Annotated in this window: 16 protein-coding genes; 14 read left to right on the forward strand and 2 right to left on the reverse strand. The window is 43.9% G+C overall.

Annotation, left to right across the window (positions count from 1 at the left end):
* Positions 1–21 precede the first annotated feature (21 nt).
* Together ATB74_RS04775 and ATB74_RS04780 are read left to right on the forward strand one after the other, a co-directional pair.
* Positions 22–687: a response regulator transcription factor gene (locus ATB74_RS04775; protein ID WP_060981260.1), complete on the forward strand. Its 666-nt coding sequence runs from the start codon at positions 22–24 to the stop codon at positions 685–687.
* Positions 684–2069 carry a sensor histidine kinase gene (locus ATB74_RS04780; protein ID WP_061016888.1) on the forward strand — a complete coding sequence of 462 codons (1386 nt, stop codon included), beginning with the start codon at positions 684–686 and terminating at the stop codon, positions 2067–2069. The genes ATB74_RS04775 and ATB74_RS04780 overlap by 4 nt, the downstream gene beginning before the upstream one ends.
* A 185-nt stretch (positions 2070–2254) precedes the next feature.
* Here the strand turns inward: ATB74_RS04780 and ATB74_RS04785 are convergent, their stop codons facing one another.
* Complete coding sequence (locus tag ATB74_RS04785; protein WP_061016890.1) at positions 2255–3559, reverse strand: dicarboxylate/amino acid:cation symporter; 1305 nt, start codon at positions 3557–3559, stop codon at positions 2255–2257.
* 558 nt (positions 3560–4117) lie between these two features.
* Between ATB74_RS04785 and ATB74_RS04790 the strand changes: the two genes are divergently transcribed.
* From ATB74_RS04790 to ATB74_RS04820, 7 genes are all read left to right on the forward strand, one after another.
* Positions 4118–6235, forward strand: a complete 2118-nt coding sequence (locus ATB74_RS04790; protein WP_061016892.1) for a TonB-dependent siderophore receptor — start codon at positions 4118–4120, stop codon at positions 6233–6235.
* A 178-nt stretch (positions 6236–6413) separates the two neighbouring features.
* Positions 6414–7181 carry a DUF3450 domain-containing protein gene (locus tag ATB74_RS04795; RefSeq protein ID WP_061016894.1) on the forward strand — a complete coding sequence of 256 codons (768 nt, stop codon included), beginning with the start codon at positions 6414–6416 and terminating at the stop codon, positions 7179–7181.
* Positions 7181–8557 (forward strand): MotA/TolQ/ExbB proton channel family protein, encoded by a 1377-nt coding sequence (locus tag ATB74_RS04800; protein WP_061016899.1) that lies wholly within the window; start codon positions 7181–7183, stop codon positions 8555–8557. The genes ATB74_RS04795 and ATB74_RS04800 overlap by 1 nt, the downstream gene beginning before the upstream one ends.
* Positions 8557–9117 (forward strand): MotA/TolQ/ExbB proton channel family protein, encoded by a 561-nt coding sequence (locus ATB74_RS04805; protein WP_004731144.1) that lies wholly within the window; start codon positions 8557–8559, stop codon positions 9115–9117. Before ATB74_RS04800 ends, ATB74_RS04805 begins: the two co-directional genes overlap by 1 nt.
* A complete protein-coding gene (locus tag ATB74_RS04810; RefSeq protein WP_061016901.1) occupies positions 9114–9518 on the forward strand; it encodes an ExbD/TolR family protein in 405 nt (134 codons plus the stop codon). Before ATB74_RS04805 ends, ATB74_RS04810 begins: the two co-directional genes overlap by 4 nt.
* 19 nt (positions 9519–9537) lie before the next feature.
* A complete protein-coding gene (locus ATB74_RS04815; protein ID WP_048612627.1) occupies positions 9538–10158 on the forward strand; it encodes an energy transducer TonB in 621 nt (206 codons plus the stop codon).
* Entirely contained in the window at positions 10155–11333 is a 1179-nt protein-coding gene (locus ATB74_RS04820) for a tetratricopeptide repeat protein (protein WP_060981268.1), read from the forward strand. The genes ATB74_RS04815 and ATB74_RS04820 overlap by 4 nt, the downstream gene beginning before the upstream one ends.
* 121 nt (positions 11334–11454) lie before the next feature.
* Here ATB74_RS04820 and ATB74_RS04825 read toward each other — a convergent pair whose 3' ends face one another.
* Positions 11455–11775, reverse strand: coding sequence for a hypothetical protein (locus ATB74_RS04825; protein ID WP_061016902.1), 321 nt, complete (start codon positions 11773–11775; stop codon positions 11455–11457).
* Positions 11776–12190: 415 nt separating this feature from the next.
* Between ATB74_RS04825 and ATB74_RS04830 the strand changes: the two genes are divergently transcribed.
* The 5 genes from ATB74_RS04830 (at position 12191) to ATB74_RS04850 (ending at position 15414) form a co-directional block, all read left to right on the forward strand.
* On the forward strand, positions 12191–12820 hold the full coding sequence (locus ATB74_RS04830; RefSeq protein WP_060981270.1) for a PepSY-associated TM helix domain-containing protein: 630 nt from the start codon (positions 12191–12193) through the stop codon (positions 12818–12820).
* 71 nt (positions 12821–12891) lie between these two features.
* A complete protein-coding gene (locus ATB74_RS04835; RefSeq protein WP_060981271.1) occupies positions 12892–13410 on the forward strand; it encodes a DUF2271 domain-containing protein in 519 nt (172 codons plus the stop codon).
* Between the two features lie 123 nt (positions 13411–13533).
* Positions 13534–14370 (forward strand): DUF4198 domain-containing protein, encoded by an 837-nt coding sequence (locus ATB74_RS04840; RefSeq protein ID WP_060981272.1) that lies wholly within the window; start codon positions 13534–13536, stop codon positions 14368–14370.
* 115 nt (positions 14371–14485) lie between these two features.
* Complete coding sequence (locus tag ATB74_RS04845; RefSeq protein ID WP_060981273.1) at positions 14486–14821, forward strand: hypothetical protein; 336 nt, start codon at positions 14486–14488, stop codon at positions 14819–14821.
* Positions 14818–15414 carry a DUF6162 family protein gene (locus ATB74_RS04850; RefSeq protein WP_061016904.1) on the forward strand — a complete coding sequence of 199 codons (597 nt, stop codon included), beginning with the start codon at positions 14818–14820 and terminating at the stop codon, positions 15412–15414. Before ATB74_RS04845 ends, ATB74_RS04850 begins: the two co-directional genes overlap by 4 nt.
* The last annotated feature ends 8 nt before the right edge of the window (positions 15415–15422 follow it).

The following is a 15422-nucleotide window of genomic DNA, read 5'->3' on the forward strand; positions in this document are numbered from 1 at the left end:
TCTTATTTGTCGGTGTGTGCAATGTCTCGCGTTTTAGTTGTTGATGATGATATTCAGTTGTGTGAGTTACTGGGTGAAGTATTGGAAAATGAGGGGTATCACGTTGATACCGTTCATTGTGGTGAATCGGCTTTAGAGTTTATTCAGTCTCACCCTGTTGATCTGGTTTTACTCGATGTAATGCTTCCAAATCTAAGCGGTATTCAAGTAGCAAGACGTATTTGTCAGCGTTTTGCTACTCCCATTCTTATGCTGACGGCTCTTAATGACGATGCCTCAATGCTCGATGGCTACCAAGCTGGAGCCGATCAGTACATCGCTAAACCTTTTAATGTTCCTGAACTCTTAACCCGAATTAAGGTAATATTGCGCCGGGTTGGGTTTGAGCGTCAGAGGCAATCTTTTGCTTCATCTAATCACGGCTTGTGTGAACAACTCTCCCGTTTACCTCTAACGGGGACTGAAAAGGACCTACTTGATTATCTGATCAAAAATGATGGTATCGTTGTATCCAAGTCTGATCTGCAGATACATGTCCTGAAGAAAGAGTTATGTCCTTTCGACCGTAACTTAGATATGCATATTAGCAATATACGCCGAAAATTGGTTCAGGCTGGCTTGTCGAAACAGCATATAAAAACCGTGCGTGGTAAAGGCTACAGTTACCTAGAGTCTGTCGGCGCATGAGTGCTAAGTTGGTACGCTGCCCGGAGTTCATTGCTAAACGTAAAGACGGGCTCACTTTCCAACTGTTTAGCTATCTCACGGTTATCTTAGTCAGTATCTTGATTCTTCAAGGTGTCGCTGAAAGAGCGTTGATGAAAGCTCTGCTAAAAGTCCCTGAGTCCGTTAAAGCTGAAATGTTGGATCTTGCTTATCAAGCGAATGTGTTGATCGAAGATGGAGACATGGATGAACTCGCGGATTGGGGGAATGCTCAACAGTATTATCTGTTCGTTATCGATGAAGATAATCGACCGATCACGCACCGTAACATGCATCCGCATTTTGAATTCAAATTGAAGTACTTGCGTACCTTAGATCACCAGTTGAGTGATCGTGTTAGTAAGCCTATATTCGGCCTACCTCTGAACAATGGCAACACGCTTGTAATTCAACTACCGCACCAGTTCCATCCGGCTAAATCCTTTGCTCCATACTCCTATATGATCAAAGCTTTGATTGCTCTGGTCGTATTGTCGCTGTTCTCAATTATTATGGCGAAGAGCTTGCAGCAACCGCTGGATAGATTGAGGGAGGCTAGCCGCAGACTTGCTCAAGGTGACTTTACTGTCAGTGTGGTTTCGGAGTTAAACTCCACGACGCGCGAATTTAACGAACTAGCGCATGATTTTGATCATATGACATTTGAGATCAAGTCTCTGGCAGAAAAGCAACGTCGACTGATTCGTGATGTATCACATGAGCTGAGAACACCATTAGCAAGGCAAAACCTCGCATTACACTTACTACGCAATAAGGTGGATGAGAAAAGCTTAGGATTGCTTGAACGGATGGAAAATGAGACTGAAGAGATGAATAAGCTGGTAGGTGAGATACTTGAGTTCAGCCGGCTAGAAACATCTCGCTACGACTCTAAGTTAACGCTAATGCATCTTGAGCACTACTGTTCGATGCTGATTGTTCAAATGCAAAGTGATTTACAAACGAATCAAACCTTAATCGGAGATTTAGATACTCCGACTTCAATGGTAAATATTGATGAGCGGCTGTTGCTAAGGGTTATCGGCAATTTGGTGGGTAACGCCATCAAATACGCTGGTGATAGTGCACATGTTGTCGTCACTACATATGAACAGGTCATAGACAAACGTTACAGCGTCATATCTGTAGAAGATGACGGTGATGGCATTCCTGATAACAAGATTGCAGGGATTTTCGACCCGTTTACACGAATAGAATCAGCCCGAGATAAACAATCTGGTGGTTACGGCCTAGGCCTTGCGATTGTAAAAGAAGCGATGGGTGTGATGAATGGGCATGTAACCGCTGAGAATAGAGAAGGCGGGGGACTGAGAGTAAATTTGATGTTCCCAATCAGTGATTAACTTTCTCTATTGAGAAGAACGCTAAATAGATAATTGTCCCAACTCAGTTGTACTGACTTAAGCGATACCTAATAAAAAACGCCACTGCATCTGCAGTGGCGTTTTTCTTTATGCGCTTTGGTATGGGCTAGGCGTAGCCATTAATTACGCCTGAGCTTGAAGACAAGAGCATCAGATAAGCGAGACTATGCCTGTTGGCGAGCTAGCTTAACTTCTTCTTCTTTCTCACCTGCTGTAGGGTCGTTGAAGCGAGACTCGTCTAGAGCACCTTCAGACTTAGCAACAATGATAGATACGGCACTATCACCTGTGATGTTTACAGCAGTACGGATCATATCAAGAAGGCGGTCAACACCCATGATTAGAGCAATACCTTCAAGCGGTAGACCAACTTGGTTTAATACCATCGCTAGCATAACAAGACCAACACCAGGAACACCTGCAGTACCAACAGACGCCAGTGTCGCTGTTAGGATAACCATCAAGTAATCACCCATAGTTAGGTCGATGTTATATGCTTGTGCGATAAACGCAGTTGCAACACCCTGCATGATTGCAGTGCCGTCCATGTTCACAGTTGCACCTAGTGGCACTGTGAAAGAGGCGACTTTGTTGTCTACGCCCATACGGTTTTTCGCCGTTTCCATTGTTACTGGAATCGTTGCGTTGGAAGATGCTGTTGAGAATGCAAACATGATTGCATCTTCCATCTTACGTAGGAACGTAATCGGACTAAGGCCAGTGAATCCTTTAAGCATTGCGCTGTAAGTCACCAAACCGTGCAACAGCAGGGTACCCGCGAGCACTAAGAAGTATTCTGCTAGGTTCCAAATCGCACCCAAGCCAAGGCCGGAGAACAGTTTCGCCATCAAGAAGAACACGCCATAAGGAGCAAGGTTCATCAGTAGCGCAACAAGCTTCATGATCACTTCGTTCAAGTCAGAGAAAACGGCAGCGATACGTTCGCCAGGTTTACCCGCCGCACTAATTGCGATACCAAACAACACAGCAAATACGATAACTTGCAGTGTTTTACCCTCAGCCATCGCCTGAATAGGGTTGGTTGGGAACATGTCGATGATTACTTGGCCCAAAGAAGGGGCATCAGCTGATTTGAAAGAGCTCGCAGCAGTAAGATCCGCACCAGCTCCAGGTTGGAACAGGTTACCGATAGTGAGTGCTAGAGTGATAGCAACGGCTGTAGTACCGATATAAAGTGCAAGCGTTTTGCCACCCATACGGCCAAGAGTTGATAAGTCTTTAAGAGAACTTGTACCGCACACTAGTGAAACGAAGACTAGTGGCACAACAAGCATTTTTAAACTGGCGACAAAGATTTGCCCGCCTACCTCAAAGAATCCGTTAACGATGTAGTTATTAACAAATCCGCTGTCTGCAAAAAGGGATTGAATGGCAAATCCCGTTAATATACCTACGACCATACCGAGGATTACTCGACCGGTCAGAGACATAGGTTTCTTGGTATTCATTTAGAACACTCCTTATTATTTATAACTTTGATACCTTTTCAAAGTGAGCAGGAGATTAGCAGTCGGTTGTTAAAATCGAAAAACAAAAAATGAGTTTGAAATTATAGATGTGATCATAATCACTGATATTTGTGCCAATTAAACAAAATCGAACAATACGATTCACCATAATTTTACATTTATCGAGGGTTTTATACATAAAGTTGTCATTTCAAAGGTAGTAAATAAGAAGAGATGAATTTCTTATTGATCTTCACGCCTTAAATTGACCCGGCCAATAACGCCGTTTCAAAAAAACTGGATAGCGACAACCATTTTTAGCGTAAATGCTCTCTAAATATCTGTATTGAATTGGATTTGCTTAATATCATAAAAACAAGTCATCGATACGCCTTTACAAAACTTTACGAATGCAAAGAATGTAAATTTAATGCAAATGGTAATAATTATCACTTATATTCACTCCCGAAATAATTCAGTGGTACCGGAAACGGTTAGACGAACACATCGAATAAATAACAAGGTGTTCGGATAAAGAATAAAAGCGGAGTAAAGGACATGTTTTCAAAGAGCCCATTGGCTTTAGTGATCGGTGCAGTATTAGCTTCACCAGCAGTATTGGCAGAAACAGTAAAAACAGACGAGCATATGGTTGTTGAAGGTCGTGATTACGGTTACAAAGCCGACACGAACACAACAGCGATGCGTATGGAGGCGACTCAATTAGAGACTCCGGGACAAGTTTCAGTAATCGATGAGCAAATCATCGACGAACAACGTGCAAGCACTTTGGGTGAAGTACTCAAGAATGATGCGTCTGTAGGTGCTGGTTCTAAATCAACGAACCGCGAGCGTTTTACTCTTCGTGGCTTTGATTTAGAAAGTAGCTCTGGCTATTTGCGTGATGGCGTTCAACACTGGTCGCATTATCGTCAACCAGTAGAACTGTTGGAGCGCGTTGAAGTATTGAAAGGCCCGGCGGGTCTACTTTACGGTAAGTCAGCACCTGGCGGCCTCGTTAACATGGTTTCCAAGAAGCCTACGTATGAAACACAAGTAAACGTGAGCCAAGATATTGGTTCAGACAACTACACACGTACTACCGCTGATGTAAGTGGTTCATTGAACGATGACCAAACACTACGTGCGCGTCTTATTGTGTCGCAAGAAAATCAAGACTCTTACCGTACACGTTTTGATGGTACAGATGTAGAGACTGACCGTTTTGTTGGCGGTCTATTTGTTGATTACGATATCAACGAAGATGTCATGTTGTCCGTTCATTACGACCGAACAGTTGAAGAGGGCGACTTAGATAACGGTTCTGAAATCGATACGTCTACTGGTAAAGTTATCGACCCTAACACTGTTAACGACCAGCGTTTTGCTCAAACAGATAACGATGTTGCTAATTACGGAGCTTCGGTAACTGCAAACCTAAACCAAGCATGGTCTGTTAAAACTGGCATTAGCCGTCAGTTTTATGAACGCCAACGTACAGAGTCGAACAATACGGTATATAGCGATAAGAGCGGCGGTTACGGCTACAAAGTATCAGATCGTCATGATGAGTGGACGTTTGATACAGCTTATGTAGATTTTACTGGTGACTTTGATGCGCTAGGTGTTAACCACCGTCTACTTGTCGGTGTGAATGGCCTACATTACGACTACGAGCGCTTATACGACTCTGGCTACACATGTGTCAACGCAACAGAAGTCGCTGCAGCCGCTGCATGTGGTAACGGTTTTGATATGCCTTCTAACGTTAGCTATAAAAATGACGATGAAGTTTCGCATTCAGAGAGCCAACATTACGGTCTATACGTTCAAGATTTAGTAACGCTTAATGACCAATGGCAAGTACTTGGTGGCGCACGTTTCGCTTACGATAAAACGATCAGCAGTTCAGATAAAGAAGAGAGCTACAACAACATCCTTCCTAAGTTTGGCGTGATTTATTCTCCAGCTCCAAATGGTTCTATCTATGCGGTTTACTCTGAAAGTTTCGAACCTGTCGGCGAAATCACAGATCAAGATGATGTGAACTTTGGCCAATCTCAAGATGCTAAGAAAGGTACACTCTACGAGTTAGGTTCTAAGTGGGAACTGTTTGATGAGCGCTTGTTCGTGTCTGGAGCACTTTTCCAAATCACTCAGTCGAACATGCAAGTGACGGAAGATCTAGACCCAGCGAACAACAACGGCAAAGACGCACGTACAACTCAGGTTGGTGAACAAGTTCATACCGGTGTTGAATTGGCAGCGACTGGTTACGTGACGGAGGCATTCTCATTGAGTGCATCAACGATGTTCCTAGATGCTGAATACCAGAATGACCCTGAACTTGAAGGCAAAACACCGGCTGATGTACCAGAATTTACAGCGAGCATCTGGTCTACTTACTCATTCAATAACGGTACGGACGTAAATCTAGGTATTTACCATGTAGGTGAGCGTTACACTGAAGACTCAAATACCTTCAAAAAAGACGCTTATACTCGTGTAGATATGGGTATCGCACATACAATGAAGTATGACGAAAACCTAGATTTTGTTGCTCGTTTCAACGTAGAGAACTTGTTTGATACGGATTACCTTGAAGGTGGCAGCACGAGCAACGTTGTTGTTGGCGAAGGCCGCAACTATATGGCAACGTTACAGGTAAAATACTAATTTGTTAGTAGGGTACTATTGTTAGCTTAAATATAGAGGGGAAGGTTTCGACTTTCCCCTTTCGTGATTCTGCTATTTCTTGAAATATCCCTAGCTATGTGAGTGGGTTTTAATGATAATGAGACTGCTTATCAATAAAACTCATTTGACCTTCTTCTTATAGTAAATGACTACAATTATGAATCTTTTAAAAACTAGCCTAGCGCTTGCCATCTGTTTGGCCGCAACGTCTTCTATGGCAAATAGCTTAGAACAAGCTCAATCAATTCAAAATAAAACCAATAACGCGTCGGCTTCGAGCCAAAAGGTTATTGATAAAAGCTCACAAGCAACTTTAATGCTGCAAGCTGAGATTGAGCGCCTGCAAGAAGAAGTCAAAAACCTAGAAATCTATCACGATCACCTTGCTGCATTGGTTGAAAGCCAGAATCAAGAAGCTCAGAGCATTGAAGGGCAGATCGACGAAATCAAATACACACGTCAAGGCGTTGTACCATTGATGTATCAGATGATTGACGGTCTTCAACAGTTAGTAGAACAAGACGTACCGATTAAGAAAGAGCAACGACTAGAGCGAGTTGAAAAGCTTCAGGCGATGATGACTCGTGCTGATGTGAGTGATGCAGAAAAGTATCGTCGTATCTTAGAAGCTTACCAAATCGAGATGGACTACGGCATCAAGCTCGGTGCTTACCAAGGCCGTGTTGCATTGAGCAGCGACAGAACGATTGAAGCAGACGTGTTGCACTTAGGTCGTATCTCTTTGGTGGCTCGTAACTTAAATGGCAGCCAATACTGGTCTTGGAATCAAACACAAAATCAGTGGCAGGAGCTAGATTCTTCAATGAAATCTGAGCTAGATAAAGCTTACGACATTGCAAGCCAACAAGCGGCGCCAAGCCTAATTACTTTACCTGTTTCTTTAACTGTTGCGGAGGTTAAGTAATGAACTTAAAGCCATTAGCAGCATTGCTTTGCATTACGTCTATTTCATTTTCTGCTTTCTCTGCATCAGACACGACGGCTCAGCTAGTTAATAAAGCAAAATCAGAGAGTCGAACTCAAGCTTCTCACAACGTAGTGCGTGAAGCTGATTTCAAAAAGACAGAACAAGAACTGAAAGCGATCAAAGCGCAGCTTGAAGCGAAACGTCGCTCTATCCAAGGTGCGACAGATGTTCTGACTCAAACATTCAGTGATAACGAAAACAAGCTTGCTCGCTTAGAAGAGAAGCTGCGTTTAGAAACCGGTAGCTTAGGCGAGCTGTTCGGTGTCGTTCGTCAAAACGCAAAAGAACTTGGCGCAGAGCTTAGCTCAACCGTGAACAGTGTTGATCGCGCTGAACACACGGCAACTGTTGATCAAATCATTGATGCGAAATCACTGCCTTCAATGCCACAACTCTCTGGATTGTGGATGAGCATGGTTGAGCAGATTCAAGCGAGTTCTGAGCTTAGCAAATCTCAAATTGCATTCATCAATGGTGAAGGCAACGCACAAACTGTCGACGCTTATCGTTTAGGTTCAATCGGCTTAGTAACAGACCAAGGTTACGTGAGCTGGAACACTCAGCGTGAAGATGCGATTGCGTATCTGAAACAGCCATCGAATGGCCCAACATTGTCATCTCTTTCTACATTAGTTAATGGTGAAGTATCGAATGTCGTTGTTGATCCTTCACGTGGATTCATGTTGGAGCAGTTGGCGCTAACACCTAGCCTATCTGACCGCCTTCAAGCGGGTGGTGTAGTTGGTAAAGTGATTCTTGGCTTGCTTGCAATTGGCTTAATCATCGCATTAGTTCGTGGTATTTCTTTGGCTATCGCACGCCAGAAAATTCGCGGCCAACTTAAGAATCCTGAGCAAGCGGGTGACAACCCTCTAGGTCGTGTTCTTGCGGTTTACAACAAAGAGCAAAACCAAACCGTTGAAGCACTAGAGCTACGACTTTTAGAAGCGGTAGTGGATGAGCAGACTCATTTAGAGAAAGGCTTATCGATGCTTAAGCTATTGGCGGCACTTGCTCCAATGTTAGGTCTTCTAGGTACTGTAACCGGCATGATCGAAACATTCCAAGTGATCACACAGTTTGGTAATGGCGACCCTAAAGTGATGGCGGGTGGTATTTCGATGGCGCTGGTAACAACCGTACTTGGTCTTGTTGCAGCAATGCCTCTTCTATTAGCACACAACATTCTTAGCACTCAGGCTGAAAACATTCGCAACATTCTTGAGAAACAAGGTATTGGTCTTGTGGCTGAGCAAGCAGAAAAAACGGTTGAACCAAAAGCTGTGGTTTCACCAGTTGGGACTGCTGCGTAATGGATATTTTGTCGGGTTCTCTATTACCAGCGAGTTGGTTAACGAGTGACTGGCTGCTGTCTTTATCAAGCTTTATGGAGCAGGGCGGTTTCGTCCTGTGGTGGCTAGCGGCTGTCGTCCTAGTTTACTGGGTGCTTGTAGTAGAACGTGTGCTTTATCTTGCGTTCTACTTTCCAAAGCAGCGCCAAGCTTGGATTACTAAGTGGCATGAAAGAGAAGATCACTCTTCTTGGCATGCCAAAGCCATTCGTGAAGGTTGGTTAGGGCAAGCGAGTATCTTACTTAACCAAAACTTGAACTTTATTAAGCTGTTAGTCGCTATTTGTCCGATGTTGGGTTTGCTAGGTACCGTCACCGGTATGATCTCTGTTTTTGATGTGATGGCGACACAAGGTAGCAGTGACCCTAAATTGATGGCTTCAGGTATCTCGTTGGCAACACTGCCAACCATGGCGGGTATGGTTGCTGCATTAGCGGGCATGTTTGTTCACGCTCGTTTAGCGAAAGTGTGTAACCGCTTAGAATTGAAATTAGAAAAATCTTTAAGGAGTCAACGATGAGACTCGGTCGACGTCATTCAAAAAGCGAAGAGGCTCAAATAGACCTTACTTCGATGCTTGATATTGTATTTATCATGCTTATTTTCTTTATTGTGACCAGTTCATTTGTTCGTGAATCAGGGGTTGAAGTCAATCGCCCACAAGCGTCTAACGTAGTAAGTCAAAAGGATGCGGGCATCTTTGTTGCGATTACTTCTGCGAATGACATTTTCATCGATAAACGTGTTGTTGATGTTGAACGTGTCCAAGCGACGTTAGAGCACTTGTTGTTAGAACAACCTGATGCTTCTTTGGTTATTCAAGCGGATGAACACGCTTACAACGGTACCGTTGTTAAAGTGATGGACGCCGCTAAAGGTGCGGGTGTTAAAAACATTGCGCTTGCTGCTGAAAAGCGATGATCTTGGAGGATCTTCATAAATGATTCGCCTATTTCTTGCTTTACCGTTAGCGGGCGCATTGGGCTTAGCTCTGTTTTCTTTTATGGCTTGGATGGTCGATAATGGCCACCAACGTTCACCAGACAACAGTGAGACGTTAAGTTTCAACATGGTGATGGTGGAACAAGAACAAGAAGTCCAAAGAAGGCAACGTGCAGTTCCTGAAAAACCAGAAATGCCAGAGCCGCCACCGGAAGCGCAAACGTCTCAGTCACAAGCTGAAGTTACGCCTCTGAATTCGATGTCTTCACTGCCGTCATTGGATTTGAATACATCGATTGATGGCTTGGCGATTAACGCTCCGACATTTTCTGATTTTGGGTCAAACCAACAGGCAATGCCTCTGTATCGAGTAGAACCTCGTTATCCAGCTAAAGCGCTAAAGCGTGGCGCTGAAGGCCATGTCATTATGTCTTTTACCATCGACGAAACGGGACGCCCAATTGACATTCAAGTCACTGACGCAAACCCACGTCGTATGTTTGAACGTGAAGCGATGAGAGCACTTAAAAAATGGAAATATCAACCAAAAGTCGTCGATGGAAAAGCGATAGCTCAGGTTGGTCAAACCGTGAAACTAGAGTTTAAGTTGGCAAAATGATGAAACAGATATGGATATTAGTGGGCTTGTTGTTAATGCCCCTTACAACACAAGCGCAAGAGCTGACCCAATATACTGCTATTCGTGTTCAAAAGGCGAATAAGCTTGCTCAAGATGAACAGGTTAAACAGGCAATTGATGTACTTGTAGGCTTAGAGCTTTCTAAAGGCTACGACAAAGCATACGTAGCTCGTATGCTGGGTGTGTTTTACTGGCAAGATGGCAAAACTGACGCGGCGATCAAGCAGCTAACTTACGCGGTCGATACTGATTTGCTGGTGGATGAGCAAGCTTGGATAACGAAGCGTATGCTTGCCGATCTGCTATTAAACGATCAGCAGTTCAAAAATGCGCTTCCACATTACTATGAGTTAGTAAAAACAGCACCAGAGGCTGAAAAGAAAGACGTGCTTTGGATGCGAATTGCACAAGCTGAATACCAAATTGAAAACTGGTCGAAAGTCCTAGTGGCCATCGGTAATCATGACAAGTTCAATTCAAAACCAGAGTTATCAGCTCTATCGCTAAAACTGGGCGCACAGCTTCAGTTAAAGCAGTGGAAACAGTCTATTCCGACACTGGAAAGCTTGATTGAACTTCAACCAGAAAAAGACAACTGGTGGCGTCAACTTGTGGGTATTCAGTTAAGACTAGAACGTAACCGCGATGCATTGAACACGCTAGCGCTAGCTGATCTTCAAGGTGTTGAACTGAAGAACTCAGATCGCCGCTTGCTTGCACAGCTTTACGCGAAACGCGGCATTCCAGAGCGCGCAGCGCAAGAAATTAGTAAGTTAGACGATGCGAACAGTGACGTTCAACTTCTCGCAGAGCAAGCAACTTACTGGCAGCTAGCGAAAGAGTGGGACAATGCGATTGAAGTGTGGACGTTAGCGTCTAAAAAAGACACTCAGTATCATTGGAATGTGGCCCAGCTATTGGTTCAGCAAGGTTACTACGACCGAGCTCTGGTTGTGTTAGATAAAGTGAAAGATAAGAACAAGCAAGCCGACGTCGCATTAGCGAAAGTACGTTCATGGTACAAGTTAAAGAATCTTGATAATGCTCTTGCTCAAGCTAAGCGTGCGAACAACATTGAACCGTCTTCTGAAGCAAAAGGTTGGATTAAATATCTGACTCAGCTAAGAACAGTCAGTGATAACGGCAACGTCTAAGCTCTGATAGCAGTACAGAAAACAAGAGAAAGTTGAAAACAAGAAAGGGTGTCGTTTGATCGTTCAAATGACACCCTTTTAATTTCGGCGACTTAGCTCATCTATCGTTATTGTGGCTTGGTTAAGGTTCGCACATCGTGCCACTTGGTGTTGCACTTTGAATTATGCCGTTGGTATCTGCAATCCAGTTAATGGTGCAGTCGCGATAAGGATTTTTAAAGGCATGCAGCGTATAGCCATTGTCTAGTGGCTTCTTAGTCTCAATCCAAGCATAGTTTCGAGATGCCCAAAAACTAATAGGGCGTGAGCGTTCGGTGAGATACTGCTCTTGAACATCACTTATGCTTGCACCTATGTATTGTTGAATATGTTCTTCCGTGCTGGTTATTTGGCTGGTACACGCCGTTGCTAGCGTAGCAAAAGCCAAAACAATAATACGCATTTCAAATCCTTTTAAGCTCAATTGGCTATCATCAAACCAGTGATTGGTTCAACTTTAAATAAACCATATCAACCGATGAACCATCGTTTGTATGATCGTAAAAGTGAGCCAACGATCAAATAGTCCCAACTTTCTATCCTTAAAGCCACAACTGCTACCTTAAACCAATCTCAATCAAGTATGTTGAGATTGAGTTTTTTTGAGGTTTGACCCTGTTATCGATAACCTTTAACAGAACTCATCAACTCCCTCTAGTACAAGTTAACAAGAATATGCATACAGTTCGATTACTTCCCACGTAATGTTATGTAAATTTTCTTACGCCACTCGGCAAACGTAAACAATGTAAATTGAATGCCAATACGAATGATTATCAACTAAATTATCGCCATAAAATTTATAGGTATTGGTTTATATGTCGTTAAAAAGTAGGGCGGTTCAGTCATGGGCTCGTCGACTTCATGTTTATATTTCTATGGCACTTCTGTTCGTGGTTCTTTTTTTCTCAGTGACAGGTATCACCCTGAACCGACCTGAGTTATTCGAATCTAGCCAACCCAATATCCAACGCTCTACGCTAACGCTTCCTACGAGTTTATTTACGATCCAAGACGGACGTTTAAAAGCCGATGAGACAGGCTTTGAAGCGTTTCTGCTTGAAGAAGCCAACCTCTCCGGTGTTCCTTCAGGTTTGGACATCTACGCAGAGATTGAAGACGGTGAGTTGCTCATCGGTGAAGTGTCTATGGACTTCAAAGGACCAGGCTACAACGCTTCCGTGTTTGTTGACGTCACCTCTGAAATGGTAGAAATCGAAACCACTAATTACGGCGTTATCGCATTGTTGAACGATCTACACAAAGGTCGTAACAGCGGTGAAGTATGGAAATGGTTTATCGATATCAGCGCGCTATTGATGATCTTCTTTGTGCTGACTGGCGTGTGCTTACTGTTACCTAAGAAAAAGACACTCAATACCTCCATCAAGTGGACAGTGTTTGGGTCTGCAATCTCACTTGTTATCTATTTTGTCGCCGTCCCTTAACACTTGATTCGATTGATGAATCGGATTGAAGAACGAACTTAAGGTTAAACGGATTTAAAAGGTTGTTAAACATGAAAAAAATGAACTGGAGTAAGGCACTTCTTGCTTTATCTCTTTTGCCAAGCCTTGGTATGGCACAAGCGATCCCTGATACGGCAAAACTTGATGTCAGCCTTGAGCTTCCAAAGATTGATACCTCGATGTATGCGCGTCCTTATGTGGCGGTATGGGTTGAGAACAGCGAGCGAAAGTCAGTGAAAACCATTGAGCTTTGGGTCGGTAAAGACGAATGGCTTAAGGATCTACGGAGCTGGTGGAGAAAAGTTGGACGTTACGATCGCGAACTCGTTGACGCTGTAACATCCGCAACGCGTCCAGCTGGCAAGTACCGTTTCGTTTGGGATGGTAAGAGCGATGACGGCCAAGCTCTAGAGCAAGGCGAATACACGGTTCATATCGAAGTTGTTCGTGAACACGGCGGCCGTAACTACCTTCGTCAAAAAGTATCACTCACAGATTCAAACGCTTCTTATGAGCTAAAGGCAACAGAAGAGACAGGTGAAATCACACTGAATTACGTCGCTAAATAGAAAGCGCAGTAGTTAATAGCGAGTAGTTTAAGAATCTGAAAAGAATCTGAAAAGAATCGACAGTCGTCATCGTAGGCTCAGTTTGAGCGACACGGCTACCAATTATAAATAATGGAATTGAACATGATGAAACAGACAAAAATCAAAGCACTTGCTCTAGCGGGTGTGATGGCATTCGGCCTAGCAACAACGACAACAGCACAAGCTCACCCACGTTGGATCTTGCCGTCTCACTTTACTGTGTCTAAAGAAGGTGGTGATTGGTTAACGTTCGATGTTACTGCGTCTCACGGTACGTTTGTTTTTGATAAGCCTGCTGGCAGCGAAAATGCTCATGTCATCATGCCTGATGGTCGCAGCGAGCGTCCTAACTTTGTGATTCGTGGCAAGCGTCGTTCAATCTTCGACTTCTATTTTGAAGAAGAAGGGACACATAAAGTGGCGATCAACAATGAACCGTCTTACTACACACAATACAAAGCGGGCCGCCGTGACACGGTGAAATGGATGAAGGCAAACAAAGCGGAGCGTGATTCTGTGCTTCCTGAAAAATCACGTGACGTGGTAACACAAATCAGCTTCACGCGCGCAGAAAGCTACATCACGGTAGGTAAGCCAACAGATTCAGTCTTCAAAATTGAAGGCAAGCTTCTTGAAATGAAGCCTGTGACACACCCATCAGACATCGTTGAAGGCGAACCGGTGACATTCCAGTTCTTCTACAACGGTGATGTTCAGAAAGGCGTGAAGGCGGAAATCACACGTGAAGGTACGCTTTACCGCAACCACCAAGAGCAGATTGACGTGGTGAGCGATGAGAACGGCGAAATCACCTTTACTCCAGACGTAGCGGGTCGTTACGTAATGAAAGCGAACTACAAAGGTGAGTTGATTGACAATCCACTGGCAGACAAAGCAAGCGCGAACGTTCACCTAACGTTCGAAACACTGCTTCAATAATTGTGCTATCGGGGGCTAGGTTCCTGATTAAGCGACCAAAAACTTAAGGGCTCATTGGAGCCCTTTATCGCTCAGTTTATTACTGAGAATTTGCACTGTGGCTAGGGTACGAACCATGACAATAAAAACAAAACTTAACGCATTAATGACTCCTTGCTTAGCTCTGGGATTTGGTTTCGCTGCATTACCTGCGCAAGCACACTTTCCATTGATGAGCTGCTGGTTTGAAGGCAAAACCGTGGCTTGCGAAGCTGGCTATTCAGACGGTAGTAAAGCGATTGATTACGCGGTTGAGATGTACGACTACGAAGACAACTTGATTGCGAAAGAGATGACGGATAAGCGCTCTATCGTTGAGTTTCCAAACCCAGACACTGAGTTCTATCTTGTGTTTGATTCAGGCCACGAGTTTCCTGTTGAAGTGGACGTTGTTGAGATCAGTGAGAAATGATGATTCAAGGTGTACGTGCTGACACGGGTGGCAGAGAAGGCAAATGGGTAGGGCTGATCATTGTGTTCATTCTGAGCTTTGCCACGGTTGCTATTCCATTTCACCAAGCAGAATCGCATATCAAAGCGGCACTTGATCATCAAATCTTAGTGACCGATGTCGAACAAGAAAATTTGGCGATGTTATCAGAGCTGCGTTTGGCTCATGAAGAGATTCGTGACCTACGTATTGACTCAGATGGCGAATGGCCGAGTGTCGCGTCACTTAAAGATGAATGGGTTGCGCCATTTGTAGAAGACCAAAGTTGGAAGCGCAAAGGTTCTCATACTTGGTTATTGGACGAGCGTGGTTATTATTTTTCTACTCCAAGTGAATATGCGACACCAAGTGAACAAGCTGCGCCAACCGATCATGGTTCTGCGGATTCCTTTATTTTAAACGCGAACAGCGTTTCTCCGGAAATCTGGATCTTCTTGGGTGGTGTAGCGAAACAGCCTGATACTTTTGACCAACAAATGCTTGAGTCTGCCGGCTGGAAAATGGTTGTGAATGAATCAGAAATCGAACTGCATCATGAAAGTGATGCTCACTAATAATAAGA

This window comes from Vibrio splendidus, from assembly GCF_001557875.1.
GTDB lineage: Bacteria > Pseudomonadota > Gammaproteobacteria > Enterobacterales > Vibrionaceae > Vibrio > Vibrio splendidus_F.